This window comes from Actinomadura sp. J1-007 (genome assembly GCF_009793335.1).
GTDB classification, from domain to species: domain Bacteria; phylum Actinomycetota; class Actinomycetes; order Streptosporangiales; family Streptosporangiaceae; genus Spirillospora; species Spirillospora yumaensis.
This window is the reverse complement of the sequence record NZ_WING01000002.1, coordinates 505,702-525,200: the sequence shown is the minus strand read 5'-3', so window position 1 is coordinate 525,200 and position 19,499 is coordinate 505,702. Positions and strand designations below refer to the sequence as shown.

Genomic DNA, 19,499 nt, shown 5'->3' with positions numbered 1-19,499 from the left:
GCTTGAGGATGAGGTGGGGCCAGCCGTGCAGGGTGGGGATGAGGAAGCAGCCCCGGTCGCTGACCTTCCCGACGCCCGACTGGAGCTTGTCGTAGTGGACGCGCGCGGGCCGCTCGGTGCCGGTGGCCGTGGGGGTGACCGAGGTCAGCACGGTGCTCGGCGGCTCCCTGCGGAGCTGGGCGCCGACCTTCGCGGCGGTGTCCTTCAGGCCGGGCCCGATGCGGCGCCACTCGGCGTCGAAGAACGCCGCCGCGCACCGTTCGACCGTCTCGACGAGCCCGTCGCGGAACCGCTCGGGGTCGTCCACCAGGGCGCGGGCCAGCTCCCCCGCGAGAACGAGTGCCGCTCGCTGGCCCGGATGAACGACCGCTGCGCCGCCCCGCCGGCGATCTCGCCCGCGCCCGCGAAGGTCATCCCGCGGATCGCGTACGCCGCGAGCTGCGCGAACGTCCGCGGGTCGAGCCGGCGCAGCGCGTCCAGCTCGGCGGGCAGCGACCGGTCCAGCGGCGGCTGGACCGGGTAGAACAGCCGGCACCGGTACCGGGCCCAGAGCGGGGCGTGGTAGTTCAGCGCCTGGACGAGCGTGCCGGGCAGGCCGTCGCGGACCCGCGCCAGCCACTCGCGGGACTCCGGGTGGTGCTCGGGCTCGGCCAGCGTGTGCAGGCAGGCCATCAGCTCCGCGAGCGGTGAGGTCCCGGCGACGAAGTGCGACGCCCGCGCCCCTTCGACATCGAGCGTTACGACCACGGCTGGAGTCTAGCCACCGGACGTCCCGGACTCGGCGGACGTCCCGGGCTCGGCGGACGTCCCGGGCTCGGCGGGCAGCTTGGACACCGCCAGCCAGGACGGGTGCTCCGGCGAGAGCCAGATCCGGTTGACGGCGACGACGCGCCGCCGGGAGTCGGCCTCCGAGCCCCCCGTGTTGGGGTTGACGTCGAAGCGCGGGAAGTTGCTGGACGACACGTCCAACCGGATCCGGTGCCCCTTGGCGAAGAGGTTCGCGGTGTCGGGAACGGTGACCGTGATCGCGTACACCTCGCCGGGGACCATGGGCTCGGGCCGCTCGTAGGAGTTCCGGTACCGGCAGCGCAGGATGCCGTCGGTGAGGTTCATGGCGTAGCCGTTCGGATAGTCCTCGTTCGGCGGGTGCACGTCGATGAGGCGGGCGGTGAAGTCGGTGTCCGGCGCGCTCGACGACACCGACAGCCGCACCTCGACCGGACCGGCGATCGCGACGTCCTCCTCCAGCGGCCCGGTCTGGAAGACCAGCACGTCGGGACGGCTCGACAGCGGCAGGAAGGGCGGCTCGCAGCCGAACGTGTCCTCGGTCGGGCACTGGTCGAACGCCCCGCCGACCATGACCGGCTCCCCCGAGGTGATCTGCCCGCCGATGGTGGGCACCGGGTCCGCCGGATCGAAGTCGTACTCCAGGTGGTCGTCCGCGCCGGGGTCCGGAGGCGCCTCGGTGAGCGTTCCGGCGCGCCGCAGGTACAGGCGCAGCGGGGACGACTCGGGCGGGGGCCACGCGGCCGCGGTGCGCCAGTGGCCGCCGTGCTCCAGGCGTCCGTCGCCGTTGCGGCGACCGCTGCCTCCGCCCATGAGGAAGTAGCGGACGCGCGGGAAGCCGTCCGAAGCGTCGAAGCCGGACGGGGCAGACGGGTCGGACGGGCCGTCCGGCGTGTCGGCGGTGCCGGGCTCGGTGCCGAGGTGCCGCGCGAACCAGCGGGCGCGGAACTCCCAGTAGTCGGGGGCGAGGTTGCCGTCCAGGGTGGCCCGTTCGCCGAAGTCGACGTCGCCGGAGAACGGGACGCTGCGCGCGCCGTGCGTCCACGGGCCCACCACCAGGTAGGCCGGGCTCGTCTTGCAGGCGCTCAGCTCCTGGAAGTTCTCCACGGCGGTACGGATGTACGGGTCGTACCAGCTCACCATGTGCAGGCTCGGCACGTCGGGGAACCGGTCGTAGTAGCCGCGCCCGAACAGGCCGAGCTGCCGCCAGAACGCGCCGAACGCGCCGCGCTCCCACTGCTGGAGCAGGTACTCCTCGTACTCCGGCGTCGCGTGCAGCGGCGACGCGCCCCGCCGCCACGGCATCGCGTGGAACCAGGCCCGCAGGTCCTGCGACTGGAGCGAGGCGCGCACGACCGGGTCGCGCTGCGCCGCGAGGCTGTTCAGCGCGTGCCGGTACGCCCAGGTGGCCTGCTTCAGCTCGAACGCGCCGCCCATGCGTATCCCGGCCTCGTAGGCGCTGGCGAACCCGCCCGAGTCCACGAACATCGCCGCGAGGTGGTCCGGTGCCAGGGCCGCGAGGGCCGTCTGGGCGTGCGCCGAATACGAGACGCCGGTGGTGGCGACCCGGCCGTCGCACCACGGCCGCGCCGCGATCCACTCCACGGTGTCGTAGCCGTCCTCGGCCTCACCGAGGTACTTGACGAACCGTCCGCCGGAGTCGCCGCGCCCCCGGCAGTCCTGGCGCACCACGTTGAACCCCTGCCGGGCGAAGAACGCCGCGGACCGCTCGGGCGGCACCGGGCGGCCGTCGCGGTCCAGGCCGTCCGACTCCCGCCGGGCCCTGCGCCCGTACGGGGTGCGCTCCAGCAGCACCGGGCGCGGCGCCGGTTCCCGGTCCCGCGTGTAGAGGTCGGCCACCAGCTCGACGCCGTCGCGCACCGGGGTGCGCACCGTCCGCCGCCACACCGAGCCGCCGCCCGGCAGCCCGATCTCCTCGGCGGCGGCCCCCATGTCCATCACCGTCATCGCGAGGGATCAGCCCTTCCCCTGCGAGCCGTTCAGCCCCGGCCAGATCTTCACCAGCTCCGGCTGCGGCGGCTCGGTGAACCAGGTCCGGTAGATCCTGATGTACGTGCCGTCCTGCACCATCGCCGCGAGCTGGTCGTCCACGGCCTTCAGGAACTTGGTGTTCTTCTTCTGGACGGCCATCGCGGTCGGGTGGTCCACCGGAGCGGAGACGGCGACCTTGAGCTTGTCGTAGCGCTTCATGTACGCCTGGGCGTCGGGCCCGCCGACCACGAACGCGTCGATGTTGCCCGACAGGAGCTGGGACACCGCCGCGTTCTGGTCGCGGAACTGGGTCTGCTTCGCCCCGGGCATCTTGTTCTTGACGAACGCCTGCTGCACGGCGCCGGTGACCACGCCGGTCCTCTTGCCGGAGAAGTCGGTGACCTTGGACGCCGGGTTGCTCTTCAGCGTGAGCACCTCGGTGGTGCTCCAGTACAGGCCCTTGGTGAACGCGACCTGCTTCTGCCGCTCCGCGGTCACGCCGAGGCCGCTGGCGCCGAGGTCGTACTGCCCGGTCGTCAGGCCCTGCATCGCGGCCGGGACCGTGCTGGACTTGTAGCTCACCTTGAGCTTCAGCCGCTTCGCGACCTCGTCGGTGAGGTCGACGATGAAGCCCTCGGGCCTGCCGCCCTTGGCGGCCTTGGCGAACGGGGGCTGGTCGGTGGAGACCGCGGCCGTGATGGTGCCGGGCACCTCCAGGCCGTACGGGTCGTCCTTGCCCGAGTCCCCGCCGCAGGCGGCCAGGGACAGGCCGAGGACGGCGGTGACGCCGGCCGCGACGGCCGGGGCCAGAGGGGTCTTCCGCATGGAGCGTTCCTTTCCACCGCGGGGCGCGATCGGGCCCCGCGGACGAGCTACAGGGGGTCGGTCAGAGGACCTGGGACAGGAACTCGCGGAGCCGCGGGCTCGACGGGTCCCCCAGGACCTCGCGCGCGCCGCCGTCCTCGGCGATCAGTCCGCCGTCCATGAAGATGACCCGGTCGGCCACCTCCTGGGCGAAGCCCATCTCGTGCGTGACGACGACCATGGTCATCCCGGTGCCGGCCAGCTCGCGCATCACGGCGAGCACGTCCTTGACCAGCTCGGGGTCCAGCGCGGAGGTCGCCTCGTCGAACAGCATGACCTCGGGGCTCATCGCCAGGCTGCGGGCGATCGCGACGCGCTGCTGCTGGCCGCCCGACAGGTTGGCCGGGCGGTGCCGGGCCAGGTGGGCCAGGCCGAGCCGGGCGAGCTGCGCGTGCGCGATCTCCTCCGCCTCGGCGCGGCCGAGCTTGCGCACGTGGCGCAGCGCGAGCGTGACGTTGCTCAGCACGTCCAGATGGCCGAACAGGTTGAAGTGCTGGAACACCATGCCGATCTTCGTGCGGGCGGCGTCCACGTCCGCCTTCGGATCGGTCAGCGTGACGCCCGCGACGACCACGCTGCCGCCGGTCGGCCGCTCCAGCAGGTTGAGGCACTTGAGCATGGTCGACTTGCCCGAGCCGGACGGCCCGATCACGCACAGCACCTCGTTCGGGGCGACGTCGAAGCTCACCCCGCGCAGGACCTCGTTCGGGCCGTACGCCTTGCGCAGGTCCCGCACGCTGATCGCCGCCGTCGCGGTCATGCCCGCCCCTCTCCGCCGTCGCGCGCCGTCAGGAGCGCGCCCTCCGCCTTGCCGTCCACGCCCGCGCCGACCGCGCCGCCGGCGCCCGCCCCGGCGCCGTCGGGCGGCGCCCCGGGGTCGGCGGCCCCGCCCGCCGTCCGGGCCGGCCTGCCCTCCCGCATCCGCCGGTCCAGCCAGTTGACGAGGTAGGTCAGCGGGATCGTGATCACCAGGTAGCACAGGCCCGCGGCGACCAGCGCCGAGGCGTTGTAGCTGGCGGCCTGCTGCTCCTGGGCGATGAAGTACAGCTCGCGCTGCCCGGCGCCGAGGCCGAGCAGGTAGACCAGCGAGCTCTCCTTGACGTCCACGATGAACTGCCCGGTCAGCGCCGGGAGCACGTTGCGGACGCCCTGCGGGACGATCACGAGCCGCATCGTGGTCAGGTACGACATGCCGAGGCTGCGGCCCGCCTGCATCTGCCCGGGCGGCACCGACTGGATGCCCGACCGGAAGATCTCCGCGCAGTACGCCGCCGAGATCAGCCCGACGGCGATCACCGCGTACCCGAGCGGGCTGCGGCCGAACGGGCGGACGCCCGCGGCCGGGAGGCCGAGGCCGATCAGGCTGACCGTCACGATCGCCGGCAGGCCGCGGAAGACGTCCACGTAGATCCGGGCGGGCAGCCGGACCAGGCGCCGCCGCGACAGCAGCAGCATGGCCAGCAGCACGCCGACGGCCAGTCCGAACAGGATCGCCAGCACGGCGATCAGCAGCGTGTTGCGCAGCCCCTCGGTGAGCAGCGAGGGCAGGATGCCGGTGATCTCCGACCAGTCGAAGAACGTGTGGAGAAAGTCGTTCACGGCGGCTCCGATCGGCGAATCGCGGCATCAGGGGGTGGGTCGTCCGAGTCCGGGCGCGCTTACCCGGCCCCGGCGCAGTATAGGAACACCTACAGCCCTCTGACCGCGATCATTGCGCCAAGCTGTTAACTATGGGAACGCCCCTGAGACGCCCGCGGGACGCCCCGGGGACGCCTTCCGGACACGCGCACGGCCCCTGCCGCCGGAGCGGAAGGGGCCGTGCGAGGCGTCCGCCGAGGGGCGGGCCGGGGGCCGGGATCGTGGTCTCAGGGGAGGGACTGCTCGCACCAGACGGCCTTGCCGCCCGCGGTGCGGCGGACGCCCCAGCGTTCGGAGAGGCGGCCGACGACGTGCAGGCCGCGTCCCGTCTCGGCCATGCCGGCGGCGCCGCGGTCCGCGCCGTCCGGGTCCGCGCCGTCCGCGCCGGCCGCGCCTTCGAGGGCCGCGCCGTGCTGGCGGACGCGGGGACGCCCGTCGGACGAGTCGAACACCTCGCACACGAGGCCGCCCTCGCGGACGAGCCGCAGCGTGATCCGGCCGCCCGCGTGCCGGATCGCGTTGGTGACCAGCTCGGACGCCAGCAGCACGGTCGAGTCGACCATCTCCTCCAGGCCCCACCCGGCGAGCCGGTCGCGGATCAGGCCGCGCGCCCGGCGGACGGCGGCGGGGTCGCCGGGCAGCTCCCACGAGGCGTGGTCGCCGGCCGGGATGCGGTGCAGGCGGGCGACGAGCATGGCGATGTCGTCGCGGTGCTGGTCGTCGTACACGCCGTCCAGCGCCTCCTGGCACAGCTCCTCCAGCGGGCGCTCGGTCGCGCCCGCCGCGAACGTGCGGCGCAGCCGGGCGAGGCCGTCGTCGATGTCGCGGGCGCGGTTCTCGACCAGGCCGTCGGTGTAGAGGAACAGCAGCGTGCCGTCCTCGACGGTGAACGCGCGGCTGACGATCGGGCCGTCGCCGACGCCGAGCGGCGGCGCGGGCGGCACGGCGAGGTACTCGGCGTCGGCGCCGGGCGGGGCGAGCAGCGGCGGCAGGTGCCCGGCGGACGCGACCTCGCAGCGGCCGGTGACCGCGTCGTACTCGACGTAGGCGCAGGTCGCGAAGTGCGGCTCGCGCTCGCCGAGCGTGACCATCAGGGAGTCGAGCCGTTCCAGGGCCTCGGCGGGCGGCAGCTCCAGCCCGGCGAGGGTGTGGATCGCGGTGCGCAGCCGTCCCATCGTGACGGCCGCGCGGACGCCGTGCCCGGCGACGTCGCCGACGACGAGCGCGACGCGGGCGCCGGGCAGCGCGATCGACTCGTACCAGTCGCCGCCGACCTCGATCAGCCGGCTGCCGGGCAGGTAGCGGTGGTGCACCTCGACCGTGGCGGGCGCCGACAGGCCGGTCGGCAGCAGGCTGCGCTGGAGGGTGAGGGCGGTGGCGCGCTCGCGCCCGTACCGCCGCGCGGACTCGATGAAGATCGACGCGCGGGACGCGAACTCCATCCCGATCTCCACGTCGTACGCGTCGAACGGGCGGTGCGCGGTGTTGCGGGTGCAGACGAAGAAACCGGGCACCGCGCCGTCGGCGACGATCGGCAGCAGCAGCATCGAGGCGCCCTTGAGCAGGTCGGCGACCGGCGGGCGCCGCCACACCGCCGCGATCTCGGTGGCGCGCTCGTCGCCGAGCGCGAGCAGCACCGGCTCGCCGGTCGCGACGCACCGCGCGTACGGCGTGCCCGCCGGGTAGGTGAGCGTCTCGCCGGTGGGGAACGTGGCGTCCCACGCCGGGTCGGCGTCGTCGAACCCGATCGCCATCCGCCGCATGAGCTGGTCGCCGCCCGGGGCGGACGGCTCGTCGGCGTCCACCATGCTCTCCAGCAGCAGCAGCGCGCCCGCGTTGCAGAAGTGCGGGACCAGCACGTCCATCAGCCCGCGCGACAGCAGGTCCAGGTCGAGGGTGGAGCCGATGCGGGGCAGGGAGTCGTCGAGCAGGGCGCGGCGGATGACGGCGGGGTCGAGGAACCGGTCGGCGAGCGGGACGGGCACGCGGATGAGGGCGAGCGCGGCGAGGCCGGGCAGGCCGCCGCGGACCGGGTGGACGGTGACGACCGCGTCGAGGGTCGCGCCCGTGCGGGCCGACACCGCGAGCATGGCGGTGCGTTCGCGCCCGGCCCGCACCGCCTCCAGCAGCGGCTCCAGCGCGCCCTCGATCACCTCGTCCAGGCGGGCGCCCAGCAGCTCGTCGGCGTCCGCGGCCAGGACGGCCGCGGCGTTGCGGTCGAACTGGAGCACGGTCCCCGACGCGTCCATGCCGAGAATGAGAATTCGGGTGGACGACTCCATCGCTCGATTATGGGACATCGGGCGGTCCGATGAGACCGATACTCCTACGGACGCGGGGCTTTCGGCGCTTCGCCCCCGTTCGCCGAACGCGTCACGAGCGGCCGAACACCTGGGGCGGCGGAACCGGCGCGACGATGTCCTCCTCGTCGTAGAGCGGCAGGGCGCCCGCGCAGAACGCGGTGAGGTCGGCGCCCTCGACGAGGCGGGCCCGCGCGATGCCGCCCGCCGCCCGCCGCCGCAGCTCGTCCGACGGCAGCGGCTCGCGGGACGCGGCGAGGATCAGGTTGCCGAACCGGCGGCCCCGCAGCACGCCGGGGTCGCCGAGCAGCAGCGCGTGCCGGAACACCGAGCGGACCGTCGCCGCGACCCGCCGCGCGAACGGCAGCCGGAACCCGTCGGCCACGTTGACCAGGTAGACGCCGCCGGGCCGCAGCACCCGCGCGGCGTCCAGCGCGAACTCGCGGGTGGCGAGCTCGACCGCCATCGACGCCTCGGTGAACGCGTCGAGCACCACCAGGTCGTCGGCCTCGTCGCCGACCGCCGCGAGGCCGCTGCGCCCGTCGGTGACGCGGATCTTCAGGCCGGGCACGTTCCTGACCGGCAGCAGCTCGCGGACGGCGCGGACGAGCTCGCCGTCCGGCTCCAGGACGATCTGCCGGGACCCGGGCCGCGTCGCGGCGATGTAGCGCGGCAGCGTGCAGCCCGCGCCGCCGACGTGCACGGCGTCGAACGCCTCGCCCGCCGGGCCGAGGCAGTCGACCACGTCGCCCATCAGCCGCATGTACTCGAAGTCGAGGTAGGTGGGGTCGGCGAGGTCGACGTACGACTGGGGCACGCCGCCGACGCACAGCACCCAGCCGCCGTCGCGGTCGGCGTCGCGCAGCAGCTCGGCCTCGCCGCCCGCGACCCGGAACCGGTCCGGCCTCGGCCCCGCCGGTCCCCTGCCCTTGCGTCCCATCCCCCCACCCTACGGACCGGCCGGGAGTCCCCGTAACGATCACCGGCCGCTCCCCCGCGCCTCACCCGCCCGTCACCGCGGCGCGCGACCATCCGCGCATGCGAAGAACCCTCCTGGCCGCGGCCCTGACCGTCACCGCCGCCGCGTCCCTCACCGCCCCCGCCGCCGCGGCGCGGGGCTTCGACCCGCTCCCGCTCGGGCCGTCCGGCCTGCACGAGGAGCGTTCCACCGAACGCCTCGCCCGGGGCGTCACCCTGACCACCATCGTGCGGGGCGCGAAGTCCGAAGCGGACGCCTGGACGCTGCACCTGCGCCTCCCGGTCCCCGGCAACTCCGGCGCGGTCATCGCGCCGAAGGCGACCGCCGAGGACGTCGCGCGCCGCCTCGCCGCCGCGGGCTTCCAGCCGCGGGTGGAGCCGGTGAACGGCCCGCGCTTCGCCGACGTCCGGCCCGGCGTGGTCGGCTACACGGTCCGCGTCGGCCGCTACGCGACGGAGGACGGCGCGAAGAAGGACCTGGCCGCCCTGACCGCCAAGGGCTTCAAGGCCGGAACGTCCTACACCGCCCAGGACGGCGGGACGACGACGGGCCCGTGGCGCCTGCACGTGCTGACCGTGGACCCGCGCGCCTACCGGGGCGAGGTCGTGTCGTCCACCGGCGGCCCGCTCAGCACCGTGGACAAGGTGTCGGACATGGTCCGTTCGAGCGGCGCGGTGGCCGGGGTGAACGGCACGTACTTCACCTCTGCCGGGAGGGGCGGCTCGGCGGGCCTGCACGTGGTGGACGGGAAGCTGCTGAGCGAGGCCAACAACGGCCGCACGGCGCTGGTCCTGCCGCGCGACGGGCGGCGCGCCCGCGTCGCCGAGCTCTCCACCGACCTGCGGATCCGCGCCGGGGACGGCGCGAGCCGCGAGCTCGACGGCGTCAACCGCGTGCCCGGCCAGGTCGACAACTGCGGCGGCGTCGGCGGCGACCTGCCGACCGGGCGTCCGCAGCACGACGTGGTCTGCGCCGACCCGGACGAGCTGGTCGCGTTCACGCCGGAGTACGGGCCGTCCACCCCGGCGGGCGAGGGCGCCGAGGCGGTCCTGGACCGGCGCGGCCGCGTCACCGAGGTGCGCGCGGCGCGGGGCGGCCCGGTCCCGGCCGGGGGCCGGACCGTCCAGGCCATCGGCACGGCGGCGGAGTGGCTGCGCGCCCACGCGGGGCCCGGCACGCGTCCCGCGTTCTCCGAACGGGTCCTGGACCGGGGCCGCCGCGTCCGCCTGGACCGGCGCACGTCGATCCTCGGCGCGGGCCCCCGGCTCGTCCGCGACGGGCGGGTCGGCGTGAACGCCTACGGCGACGGCCTCGTGCACACCGGCGAGGACCGGTCGTTCTACTACAACTGGGTGCTGCGCCGGAACCCGCGCACGATGGCGGGGGTGGACGCGCGCGGACGCCTGCTGTTCGCCGTCGCGGACGGCCGCGCGGCGGGCTACAGCGAGGGGCTGTCCATCGAGGAGGCCGGGAAGGTGATGCGGTCGCTCGGCGCCGTCCAGGCGATGAACTTCGACGGCGGCGGCTCGTCCACCATGGCGACGGCCCGCTCCGGCCTGGTCAACCGGCCGAGCGACGCCACGGGAGAACGCCTCGTCGGCGACGCCGTCCTCCTCACGCCCCGCTGAGCCCGCCGCCGCCTGCCGCCCGCCTCCGAACGCGCTGACCGCCGCCGGTCAGCGCTGGACGGCGGGCAGCGGAGCGGCGAAGTGGCAGGCGCTCGGGTGGTCGGAGTGCTCGCGCTCCTCCAGGGCCGGCTCGTCCCGCGCGCAGACGTCCTCCGCCTTCCAGCACCGCGTGCGGAACCGGCAGCCGGAGGGCGGGTCGAGCGGCGACGGCGGCTCGCCCTCCAGGACGATCTCGTCCGCCCCGCCCCGCGCCTCGGGGTCGGGCACGGGGACGGCCGACAGCAGGGCCTGGGTGTACGGGTGGGTCGGCCGCTCGTAGATCCGGGCCTCGTCGCCCGTCTCCACGACCTTCCCGAGGTACATCACCGCGATCCGGTCGGAGATGTGCCGGACGGCGGCCAGGTCGTGCGCGATGAACACGTACGCGAGGCCGAGCTCGCGCTGGAGCCGGGCGAGCAGGTTCATCACCTGGGCCTGCACCGACACGTCCAGCGCCGAGACCGGCTCGTCGCAGACGATGACGTCGGGGCGCAGCGCGAGCGCGCGGGCGATGCCGACGCGCTGCCGCTGGCCGCCGGAGAACTGGTGCGGGTAGCGGCTGACGTGGTCGGGGTCGAGGCCGACGAGCTCCAGCAGCTCCTGGACCCGTCCGCGGCGCTCGCCCTTGGGCGCGACCTCGGGGTGGACGGCGAACGGCTCGCCGACGATGTCGCCGACCGTCATCCGGGGGTTGAGCGAGGAGTACGGGTCCTGGAGCACCATCTGGATCCGGCGGCGCAGCGCCCGCAGCTCGCCCTTCGGCAGCGTGAAGATGTCGCGGCCCTCGAACCGGACCGTTCCGGCGGTGGGCCGTTCGGCGGCGAGCAGCAGCTTGGCCAGCGTGGACTTCCCGCAGCCCGACTCGCCGACGACGCCGAGCGTCTCGCCGCGCCGCAGTTCGAGGTCGACGCCGTCCACGGCCTTGACCCGGCCGACCTCGCGCTTGAAGACCACCCCGCGCGTCACCGGGTAGTGCTTGACCAGCCCCTCGACCTGGAGGATCGGCGCCCCGCCGGCGGGCGCGTCAGCGGCGGGCGCGTCGGCGGACGCGGCGTCCACGGGGCGGTCGTCGGCGGGCTGGGCGTCGTCATCCGGCGGCTGCGGCACCGTGGACCTCCTCGGCGAAGTGGCAGGCGGCGGCGTGGCCGGGCGCGACCGGGGTGAGCGGCGGGCGCTCCACCGCGCAGACCGCCTCGGCGCGCGGGCAGCGCGGGTGGAACGGGCAGCCGGGCGGCAGCGCGGCCGGGTTGGGCGGCGCGCCCTTGATGGGGACGAGGTCCGCGCCGCGCCGGTCGAGGCGCGGGACCGAGGCGAGCAGCCCCTTGGTGTACGGGTGCGCGGGCCGGGCGTACAGCTCGCGGGCGGGCGCGTGCTCGGCGACGGACCCGGCGTACATGACCACGATCCGGTCCGCGACGCCCGCGACGACGCCGAGGTCGTGGGTGATCAGGATCAGGCCCGTCCGCAGCTCGTCGCGCATGTCCGCGAGCAGCCGCATGATCTGCGCCTGCACGGTGACGTCGAGCGCGGTGGTGGGCTCGTCGGCGATCAGCACGTCGGGCTCCAGCGCCACGGCCATCGCGATCATGATGCGCTGCCGCATCCCGCCGGAGAACTGGTGCGGGTGGTCGCCGAGCCGCTGCTCCGGGGACGGGATCCTGACCCGCTCCATCAGCTCCACGGCCTTGGCGCGGGCGGCCTTGCGCCGCATCCCCCGGTGCACCTGGAACATCTCGCCGAGCTGGTCCCCGACCGTGAAGACGGGGTTCAGCGCGGACAGCGCGTCCTGGAAGATCATCGAGATCCGCTCGCCCCGGTACTCGCGGCGCCGCCGCTCGGGCAGCCCGAGCAGCTCCTCGCCGCGCAGCCGCACCGACCCGCCGGTGATCCGGGCGGGCGGGGTGTCGAGGATGCCCATCACGGCCTGCGCGGCGACGCTCTTGCCCGAGCCGGACTCGCCGAGGATCGCGACCGTCTCCCCCTCGGCGAGGGTGTACGACAGGCCGTTCACCGCCCGCACGTCCTGGCCGCGCACGCGGAACTCCACACTCAGGCCGTCCACCGCCAGCAGCGGGGCCTCGTCCTCGCCCGGCGCGCCGTCCGCGCGCGGGGCGTCCTTCGTCACATCCATGCGCTACCGCAGTTTCGGGTCGAGGGCGTCGCGGACGGCGTCGCCGAGCATCAGGAAGCTCAGCACCGTCAGCGACAGGAACACGGCGGGGAAGACCAGCAGGTGCGGGTGGTCCACGAAGTACGACTGCGCGAGGTTGAGCTGGAGGCCCCACGACACCTCCGGGTACTGGAGGCCGACGCCGAGGAAGTCGAGCGTGGCCTCCCCCGCGATCACGTTGCCGATGTTGAGGGTGGCGACCACGACGACCGGCGCGATCGCGTTCGGCAGGATGTGCCGCGCCATGATGCGCAGGTCGGACGCGCCGAGCAGCCGCGCGGCCTGCACGTAGTCGGCGTCCCGCACCGACAGGACCTGGGCCCGGGTGATGCGGATCATCGTGGTCCAGCCGAGCAGCACCAGCACCAGCGTCATCGCGCCGACGCCGTGGCTCGGGAACGCGACGAGGATGACGGTCGCGCCGAGCACGAACGGCAGCCCGAAGAACACATCGGTCAGCCGCGCGACCACCGCGTCCAGCACCCCGCCGTAGTAGCCCGACAGCAGCCCGAACACCACCGCGATCAGGAACGCGAACAGCGTGACCGCGACGCCGATGAGCAGCGTCGGCCGCGCGCCGTGCACGACGTGCGCGTAGTAGTCGCAGCCCGCGAGGTCGGTGCCGAACCAGTGGTCGCCGGACGGCCCGAGCTTGGAGACGTTGGGGTCGCAGCCCTGGTTGACGTCCCGGTCGGTGAACAGCCCCGGGAGCAGCGCCATCACCGCCACGACGGCGAGGACGGCGACCGACCCCCAGAACACCCACCGGCGGCGCAGCTCGCGCCACGCGTCGTTCCACAGCGAGGCGGCGCCGATGACGCCGCCCGCCTCCGCGACGGCCGCGGCCTGCGCTCCCGGCGCGCCCGCGCCCGCCGCGGCGGGCCCGGCGGCGGGGCCGGACGGGTCGAGGGCTTCGAGGCCGCCCGGTTCGGGCGCGCCCGTGTCGTTCGACTTCATCACTCGTACCGGATCCTCGGGTCGAGCCACCCGTACAGCAGGTCCACGACCAGGTTGACCAGCAGGAAGATCAGCACCAGCAGGGTGACCGCGCCGACCACCACCGGGCCCTCCTTGAGCTGGATCGACTGGAACACCTGCTGGCCGATGCCGGGCAGGTTGAAGATCCCCTCGGTGACGATCGCGCCGCCCATCAGCGAGCCGAAGTCGACGCCGAGGTAGGTCACCACGGGGATCAGCGAGTTGCGCAGCGCGTGCCGGCCGACCACCCGCGCCCGGCCGAGGCCCTTGGCGTGCGCGGTGCGGACGTAGTCGGCGCGCAGGTTCTCGGCGAGGCTGGTGCGGGTCAGCCGCGCCACGTACGACAGGCCGAGCGAGCCGAGCACCATGCCGGGCAGCAGGTAGCTCAGCGGCCAGCCGTCGTCGGCGCCCGCGGACGGGAACCACTTCAGGTTCAGCCCGAAGACGATCTGCGCGGTGTAGCCGAGCACGAACACCGGGACGGCGATCAGCAGCGTGGTGCCGCCGAGGACGAGCGTGTCGGCGACCCTGCCGCGCCGCAGCCCGGCCCACACGCCGAGCGCGATGCCGAGGACCAGCTCGAACGCCCAGGCGGTGAGGGCGAGCTGCGCCGTCACGCCCCAGCGCCCGCCGAGCATCTCCGACACCTTCTGCCCGTCGTAGTTCTCGCCGAGGTCGCCCTGGAACAGCCCCCACATGTACTTGCCGTACTGGACGAGCAGCGGGTCGTTGAGGTTGTAGCGGTCGCGCAGCGTGTTCAGGACGTTCTCGGGGACGGGCTTGTCACCGGCGAGCGCCTGGATCGGGTCTCCGGGCAGCGCGAACACCAGCGCGTAGATGAGCAGCGTGGTCCCGATGAAGACCGGGACCGCCTGGAGCAGCCGCCGTAGGACGTAGCGCCACATCGCGGGCTACTTCACCGTCACTTCGTTGGCCAGCAGCCCTGTCGCGTAGGCGGTGATGGTGACGTTGGAGACCCGGTCGGACCGGCCGCCCTGCCCCGCCCACGTCCACAGCGGCGCCATCGGCATCTCGCGGATCGCGACGTCCTCGGCCTGGTTGTAGACCTGGAGCGCCGCCTTCGGGTCGGGCATCCGGTTGGCCCTGGCGATCAGGTCGTCGAACTCCTTGCTCTTCCACCCCATGCGGTTGGCGCCGCTCTCCCAGAGGTTCTCCAGGTAGTTCTGGGCGCTCGGGTAGTCGGCCTCCCAGTTCTGCCGGTACGGGCCCTTCTCCTCGCGCTTGGTGAGCATCGAGAAGTAGTCGGACGCGGGGACCTGCCGGAACTGCACGTCCTTGATGCCGAGGTTCTGCTTCAGCGAGTTCGCGACGATCTGCATCCACGCGTAGTACGTCGGCTGGGCGTTGGAGAAGTACAGCTCCAGCGTCCCCTTGAACCCTCCGGCCTTGTCGTAGAGCTGCTTGGCCTTCGTCGGGTTGAACGTGCACAGCTCGCCGCACGCGTTCGGCCGGTGCCCCTCGATGATCTTCGGGAGGAGGGAGTCGGCCGGGATGTAGTCGCCGTTGTAGACGGCCTTGTTGATGCCCTGCCGGTCGATCGCCATCGAGATCGCCCTGCGCAGGTCGGCGTTCTCGAACCGCTTGTCGAACATCGGGAAGCCGAGGTAGTCCATGGTGCCCATCTCGCGGGGCAGGAACCGGTCGCCGAGCAGCCGCTTCGCCTCGGCCACCTTCGCGGCGGGGATCGTCTGGAGCACGTCGATGCGGCCCGCGCGCAGGTCGGTGTACGCGGTGTCGGCACTGGAGTAGCTCTTCCAGGTGACGCCCTTGTTCTTCGGCTTGCGCGGCCCGGCGTAGCCGGGGAACGCCACCAGCTTGACCTGCTTGTTGCGCTCCCAGTTCCCGCTCATCTGGTACGGGCCGTTGCCGATCGGGTGCTCGTCGAACGCCTTGAGGTCCTTGAACGCGGCCTTCGGCAGCGGCCCGAACGCCGGATAGGTGAGCAGCTGCGGGAACTGGTTGAACGGGTCGTTCAGCGTGACCTTGAGCGTCGTGTCATCGACGACCTCGACGCCGGACAGCTTGTCGGTCTTCGGCTTGGCGTCCTCGTCCTCGGGGTTGAGTTCGTCGTACCCCTTGAAGTGCGAGAAGTAGTCGTTGGCGCCGTAGGCGTTCGGGCCGTACGCGGCGTTGTTCCAGGAGTCGGCGAAGCTCCCGGCCGTGACCGGCTCGCCGTTGTGGAACTTCATGCCCGGCCGCAGCTTGATCGTCCAGACCTTCTGGTCCTTGCTCTCCAGTGACTGCGCGGCGAGCTCGTAGGTCTTGCCGTCCTTGGTGAGGCCCACCAGGTTGTCGTACAGGCCGCTCATCACGTCGAACGAGTAGCTGCTGGTGGACCGCCCCGGCGTCAGGTGCTCGGGTTCGGGATGGCCCGCGGTGAACGTCCCGTCGCCCGACTTCCCGCCGCCTCCGCAGGCGGCGGCGCCGACCGACACCGCGAGCAGGGTCGCGGCGAAGCCCGCGGCCGTCCGGTCGAAACCCCCGCGCCCCCGCGGACCTTCCGGTCCGCGCCCCTGAGCCTGGTCATGCTCCTCCTCGCACTCCGTCCGCGCACATGCCGGGCGCGTCACGGCCCGCCGCATTGCGGTCAGCGTCGTACCGTTAAGGCGTTTTCGGTACGCCGCTTAGCGATTCGTCACCGGATCGAGACCGCTGACTTCGCAGAACCCGACGGAAGGCCAGGTGCCGTGAGCCAGCCCGAAACCCTCCCCAGGACCGCCGCGGACGAGGTGGCCGGCATCTGCGCCGACCTCATCCGCATCGACACCACCAACGAGGGCGAGGGGCGCGGCCGCCCCGAGCGCCCCGCCGCCGAGCACGTCGCCGCGCTGCTGGACGAGGTGGGCGTGCGCGCCGAGATCGTCGAGTCGGCGCCGGGCCGCGCGAGCGTGCTGGCCCGGATCCCGGGCACCGACCCGTCCGCGCCCGCGTTCCTCGTGCACGGGCACCTGGACGTCGTGCCCGCCGACCCGGCCGAGTGGACCGTCCACCCGTTCTCCGGCGAGGTGCGGGACGGCTGCGTGTGGGGCCGGGGCGCGGTCGACATGAAGGGCACCCTCGCGATGACGCTCGCGACGGTGCGGCAGCGGCTGCGCGAGGGCCGCCGGACGCGCGGCGACCTCGTGCTGGCGTTCCTCGCCGACGAGGAGTGCACCGGCGACCTCGGCTCCCGGTACGTCGCGGCGGAGCACCGCGACTGGTTCACCGGCTGCGCGGAGGCGATCAGCGAGTCGGGCGGGTTCAGCACCGACGCGCCGGACGGGTCGGGCCGGCGGATCTACCCGATCGCGACCGGCGAGCGCGGCACCGCCTGGATGCGGCTGACCGTGCGCGGCACGGCCGGGCACGGGTCCAAGCCCGCGCCCGACAACGCGGTCGCCGAACTCGCCCACGCGGTCTCCCGGCTCGCCTCGTACGAGTGGCCGGTCCGGCTGACGCCGGGCGTGCGGGCCCTGCTGGACGGGCTGGCGGACGCGCTCGGCACGACCATCGACCACGACCGCCTCGACGAGGAGGCCCGGCGGCTCGGCGGCGCCGGGCGGCTGTTCGCCGGGACGGTCCGCAACTCGGCCAACCCGACCCGGCTGGACGCCGGCTACAAGGTCAACGTCGTGCCCGGCGCCGCGACCGCGCAGGTCGACGGCCGCTACCTGCCCGGGACGGGCGAGGAGTTCCTCGCCACCGTGGACCGGCTGCTCGGCCCGCGCGTCACCCGCGAGTTCATCAACTTCGAGGAGGCCCCGGCCGCCGACCCGGCGGGCGCGACGTTCGCCGACCTCGCCGCGTCGCTGCGGGCCGAGGACCCGGCCGCGCACCCCGTGCCGTACGTGATGCCGGGCGGGACGGACGCCAAGTCGTTCAACCGGATCGGGATCTCCAGCTTCGGCTTCGCGCCGCTGCTGCTCGGCCCGGACCTCGACTACTTCGGGATGTTCCACGGGGTGGACGAGCGCGTCCCGGTCGAGGGGCTGCGCTTCGGCACCCGCGTGCTCGACCGCTTCCTCGACACGCGCTGAGACCGGGCGCGCGACGCGACCGGGCGGGCGATGGGGCCGGGCGGACGTACGGCCCGGCGTGCGGTACGGCCCGGCGTGCGGCGGGACCCGGCGCGCGGCACGGCCCTCGCCGCGCGCCGGGCGCCGCTACTCGGCGACGGCGGTGCGTCCCGTGTGCCGGTAGACGGGGAGCCGCCCCTCGGCGGTGTCGCGGTGCCGCGACGTCACCTTGAAGTGCTCGTACCCGCCGCGGAAGGGCAGCTTGAGCTCGACTCCGGGCGGCCTGATCCCGACGATCCGCTCGGGGAGGTCGTCGGGTCCGCCTTCCAGGAAGGCCTTCAGCGAGGTGTTCATACCCGGATGGTCACACGTCCGGGCGTCCCGTCCAATCTCCCGAGGGTCGTATCCCTGCGACCGTTTCCCCAAGCGATCACCAGGAGCGGGGCCGGTGCAGGCGGTCGGCGAGGCGGTCCAGGTCGGCGACGACGCCGGCGACGGGGGCGGGGGCGCGCCACGCGGCAGGCGGGAGGCGACCGCGCCGCCGTACCCGGCCATCCGCACGGTGTCCTCGATGAAGCCGTCCAGGTCGTCCGGCCACGGCAGGGACGGCTGGGTGATCAGCAGCGACACGCAGCCGTGCACGGCCGTCCAGAGGCCGAGCGCGAGCGTGCGCGGGTCGCCGCGCAGGAACCCGGCCTCGACGCACGCCGTGACGGTGTCGGTCATGTGCCCGAAGCAGGCGGTGGACGCGATGGCCGCGCCCTCGGGCTCGGCGGGCCGCATCAGCAGCACCCGGTACTGCACCGGGTGGTCCAGGGCGAAGCGCACGTAGGCGTGCCCGCAGGCGCCGAGCGCGCGCAGCGGGTCGGCCTCGCCCGCGCGGGCCCGCTCCATCCGCCGGTCCAGCTCGTCCCACACCCGCAGGCAGACGGCGGCGACCAGCGCCTCCTTGCCGGCGAAGTGCAGGTAGACCGACGGCGTGGTGACCCCGGCGGCGCGGGCGACCGCGCGCAGCGTCAGCGCGTCCTCGGTGCCGGCCTCCACGAGCAGCGCCTCGGCCGTCCGGAGGATCTCCTCGCGCAGCCGCGCCCCCTCGCCGGGGCGGGCGCGCACCCGCCTGCCGTCCATGGCCACAGGTTGACACCGTCAAGTTGACGATGTCAATCTGAACTCCGTTCGGGTGGCGGCACGCGGACGCGCGGGGCGGGACCGTCCCGGCGCGGCGACGGTGACGAGGAGCGGGGATGAAGGACTTCGACGCGGCGACGGCGGTCGAGCCGAGGGGCGTCGCGAACGGGCACCACGAGTTCGCCGTGGACCTCGACGCGCAGTGGGCCGTCGGCGACAAGCTGCACGGCGGCTACCTGCTGGCGGTGCTCGGGCGCGCGGCGGCGGCCGTCGCGGACGGCGCGCACCCGCACCTCACGGCCGTCGGCGCGTCGTTCATCGCCGCGCCGGAACCCGGCCCGGCGGTGGCGGTCGTCGAGCCGCTGCGGACGGGGCGCGGCTCGTCCCAGCTCCGCGGACGGCTCGTCCAGGACGGGCGGCCCTGCGCCGAGGCGCTCATCACGCAGGGTCGGCTGGAGGACGGCGACGCCTGGTGGACCCGTGCGGAGCCGGTGGAGCTGCCCGCCGAGCAGGACTGCCTGCTCTCCCGGCCGAGTCGCCGGGCGTGCCGTTCCGGATCCCGCTGATGGACGTCGTGGAGCAGCGCCTCTGCCCGGACGACCTGTCGTTCCTCACGGGGAGGCCGTCGGGGCGGGGCCGGATCGCGGGCTGGCAGCGGCTGGCCTCCGGCGCCGACTGGGACCCGCTGAGCCTGCTGGTCGCCCTGGACCCGGTGCCGCCCGCGTCGTACGACCTCGGCGTCCCCGGCTGGGCGCCGACCGTGCAGTTCAGCGCCTACATAAGGCGGCTGCCCGCGCCGGGCCCGGTGCGCGCGCTGCTCCAGGCCACCGAGGTCACCGGCGACCGGATGGACGAGACCGCGCACGTCTGGGACGCCAAGGGCCGCCTCGCCGCGCAGGCCACGCAGGTCGCCGCGGTCCGCCCGCCGCGCTGACCCGCGCCCGCGCGGCGCGGGCCGCGCGGCCGGGCGCGGCCCGCGTC

Annotated in this window: 16 protein-coding genes and 1 pseudogene; 4 read left to right on the top strand and 13 right to left on the bottom strand. The window is 74.1% G+C overall.

The genetic code is table 11. The annotated features are described in order from the left end of the window. Positions 1 to 10: 10 nt before the first annotated feature. The 7 genes and pseudogenes from GEV43_RS36375 to GEV43_RS36345 form a co-directional block, all read right to left on the bottom strand. Positions 11 to 747: pseudogene (locus GEV43_RS36375) on the bottom strand (DUF5937 family protein); the annotation flags it as partial. Positions 748 to 756: 9 nt separating this feature from the next. Further along, positions 757 to 2,754 (bottom strand): CocE/NonD family hydrolase, encoded by a 1,998-nt coding sequence (locus GEV43_RS36370; protein WP_206681558.1) that lies wholly within the window; start codon positions 2,752 to 2,754, stop codon positions 757 to 759. Positions 2,755 to 2,763: 9 nt separating this feature from the next. Beyond that, complete coding sequence (locus GEV43_RS36365) at positions 2,764 to 3,603, bottom strand: ABC transporter substrate-binding protein (protein ID WP_160825291.1); 840 nt, start codon at positions 3,601 to 3,603, stop codon at positions 2,764 to 2,766. A 61-nt stretch (positions 3,604 to 3,664) separates the two neighbouring features. Then, positions 3,665 to 4,402 (bottom strand): amino acid ABC transporter ATP-binding protein, encoded by a 738-nt coding sequence (locus tag GEV43_RS36360; RefSeq protein WP_160825290.1) that lies wholly within the window; start codon positions 4,400 to 4,402, stop codon positions 3,665 to 3,667. Continuing rightward, the gene (locus tag GEV43_RS36355) at positions 4,399 to 5,241 is read right to left on the bottom strand and encodes an amino acid ABC transporter permease (RefSeq protein WP_160825289.1); all 843 of its coding nucleotides are present in this window, start codon (positions 5,239 to 5,241) and stop codon (positions 4,399 to 4,401) included. Before GEV43_RS36355 ends, GEV43_RS36360 begins: the two co-directional genes overlap by 4 nt. Positions 5,242 to 5,507: 266 nt before the next feature. Then, complete coding sequence (locus GEV43_RS36350) at positions 5,508 to 7,562, bottom strand: ATP-binding SpoIIE family protein phosphatase (RefSeq protein WP_241684171.1); 2,055 nt, start codon at positions 7,560 to 7,562, stop codon at positions 5,508 to 5,510. A 91-nt stretch (positions 7,563 to 7,653) separates the two neighbouring features. Beyond that, positions 7,654 to 8,520 (bottom strand): spermidine synthase, encoded by an 867-nt coding sequence (locus GEV43_RS36345; RefSeq protein ID WP_160825288.1) that lies wholly within the window; start codon positions 8,518 to 8,520, stop codon positions 7,654 to 7,656. A 98-nt stretch (positions 8,521 to 8,618) separates the two neighbouring features. Here GEV43_RS36345 and GEV43_RS36340 point away from each other — a divergent pair, with 98 nt between their 5' ends. Beyond that, the gene (locus GEV43_RS36340) at positions 8,619 to 10,187 is read left to right on the top strand and encodes a phosphodiester glycosidase family protein (RefSeq protein ID WP_160825287.1); all 1,569 of its coding nucleotides are present in this window, start codon (positions 8,619 to 8,621) and stop codon (positions 10,185 to 10,187) included. 48 nt (positions 10,188 to 10,235) lie between these two features. Here the strand turns inward: GEV43_RS36340 and GEV43_RS36335 are convergent, their stop codons facing one another. The 5 genes from GEV43_RS36335 to GEV43_RS36315 are packed head-to-tail and all read right to left on the bottom strand — an operon-like array spanning position 10,236 to position 15,977. Beyond that, positions 10,236 to 11,285, bottom strand: a complete 1,050-nt coding sequence (locus GEV43_RS36335) for a dipeptide ABC transporter ATP-binding protein (protein WP_160826033.1) — start codon at positions 11,283 to 11,285, stop codon at positions 10,236 to 10,238. Positions 11,286 to 11,313: 28 nt separating this feature from the next. Next, positions 11,314 to 12,351 (bottom strand): ABC transporter ATP-binding protein, encoded by a 1,038-nt coding sequence (locus GEV43_RS36330; protein ID WP_309240121.1) that lies wholly within the window; start codon positions 12,349 to 12,351, stop codon positions 11,314 to 11,316. A gap of 9 nt (positions 12,352 to 12,360) precedes the next feature. Beyond that, complete coding sequence (locus GEV43_RS36325; protein ID WP_160825285.1) at positions 12,361 to 13,353, bottom strand: ABC transporter permease; 993 nt, start codon at positions 13,351 to 13,353, stop codon at positions 12,361 to 12,363. Next, a complete protein-coding gene (locus GEV43_RS36320) occupies positions 13,353 to 14,279 on the bottom strand; it encodes an ABC transporter permease (protein ID WP_160825284.1) in 927 nt (308 codons plus the stop codon). Before GEV43_RS36320 ends, GEV43_RS36325 begins: the two co-directional genes overlap by 1 nt. Positions 14,280 to 14,285: 6 nt before the next feature. After that, on the bottom strand, positions 14,286 to 15,977 hold the full coding sequence (locus GEV43_RS36315) for an ABC transporter substrate-binding protein (RefSeq protein WP_241684170.1): 1,692 nt from the start codon (positions 15,975 to 15,977) through the stop codon (positions 14,286 to 14,288). Positions 15,978 to 16,082: 105 nt separating this feature from the next. Here GEV43_RS36315 and GEV43_RS36310 point away from each other — a divergent pair, with 105 nt between their 5' ends. Beyond that, positions 16,083 to 17,411, top strand: a complete 1,329-nt coding sequence (locus GEV43_RS36310; RefSeq protein ID WP_309240120.1) for a M20/M25/M40 family metallo-hydrolase — start codon at positions 16,083 to 16,085, stop codon at positions 17,409 to 17,411. 126 nt (positions 17,412 to 17,537) lie between these two features. On the opposite strand, the gene GEV43_RS47710 is transcribed toward GEV43_RS36310, so the two are convergent. After that, positions 17,538 to 18,518 (bottom strand): DUF5988 family protein, encoded by a 981-nt coding sequence (locus tag GEV43_RS47710; RefSeq protein ID WP_160825281.1) that lies wholly within the window; start codon positions 18,516 to 18,518, stop codon positions 17,538 to 17,540. A 116-nt stretch (positions 18,519 to 18,634) separates the two neighbouring features. Here GEV43_RS47710 and GEV43_RS52060 point away from each other — a divergent pair, with 116 nt between their 5' ends. Beyond that, a complete protein-coding gene (locus GEV43_RS52060) occupies positions 18,635 to 19,084 on the top strand; it encodes an acyl-CoA thioesterase domain-containing protein (RefSeq protein ID WP_241684169.1) in 450 nt (149 codons plus the stop codon). Further along, a complete protein-coding gene (locus GEV43_RS52055) occupies positions 19,084 to 19,452 on the top strand; it encodes an acyl-CoA thioesterase domain-containing protein (protein WP_241684168.1) in 369 nt (122 codons plus the stop codon). The genes GEV43_RS52060 and GEV43_RS52055 overlap by 1 nt, the downstream gene beginning before the upstream one ends. Positions 19,453 to 19,499: the final 47 nt, after the last annotated feature.

Coding starts and splice junctions, on each gene's coding strand:
- GEV43_RS36370 (WP_206681558.1), bottom strand. CDS start 2,754: ATGACGGTGATGGACATGGGGGCCGCCGCCGAGGAGATCGGGCTGCCG.
- GEV43_RS36365 (WP_160825291.1), bottom strand. CDS start 3,603: ATGCGGAAGACCCCTCTGGCCCCGGCCGTCGCGGCCGGCGTCACCGCC.
- GEV43_RS36360 (WP_160825290.1), bottom strand. CDS start 4,402: ATGACCGCGACGGCGGCGATCAGCGTGCGGGACCTGCGCAAGGCGTAC.
- GEV43_RS36350 (WP_241684171.1), bottom strand. CDS start 7,562: ATGGAGTCGTCCACCCGAATTCTCATTCTCGGCATGGACGCGTCGGGG.
- GEV43_RS36345 (WP_160825288.1), bottom strand. CDS start 8,520: ATGGGACGCAAGGGCAGGGGACCGGCGGGGCCGAGGCCGGACCGGTTC.
- GEV43_RS36340 (WP_160825287.1), top strand. CDS start 8,619: ATGCGAAGAACCCTCCTGGCCGCGGCCCTGACCGTCACCGCCGCCGCG.
- GEV43_RS36325 (WP_160825285.1), bottom strand. CDS start 13,353: ATGAAGTCGAACGACACGGGCGCGCCCGAACCGGGCGGCCTCGAAGCC.
- GEV43_RS36320 (WP_160825284.1), bottom strand. CDS start 14,279: ATGTGGCGCTACGTCCTACGGCGGCTGCTCCAGGCGGTCCCGGTCTTC.
- GEV43_RS36315 (WP_241684170.1), bottom strand. CDS start 15,977: ATGCGGCGGGCCGTGACGCGCCCGGCATGTGCGCGGACGGAGTGCGAG.
- GEV43_RS47710 (WP_160825281.1), bottom strand. CDS start 18,518: ATGGACGGCAGGCGGGTGCGCGCCCGCCCCGGCGAGGGGGCGCGGCTG.
- GEV43_RS52060 (WP_241684169.1), top strand. CDS start 18,635: ATGAAGGACTTCGACGCGGCGACGGCGGTCGAGCCGAGGGGCGTCGCG.
- GEV43_RS52055 (WP_241684168.1), top strand. CDS start 19,084: ATGGACGTCGTGGAGCAGCGCCTCTGCCCGGACGACCTGTCGTTCCTC.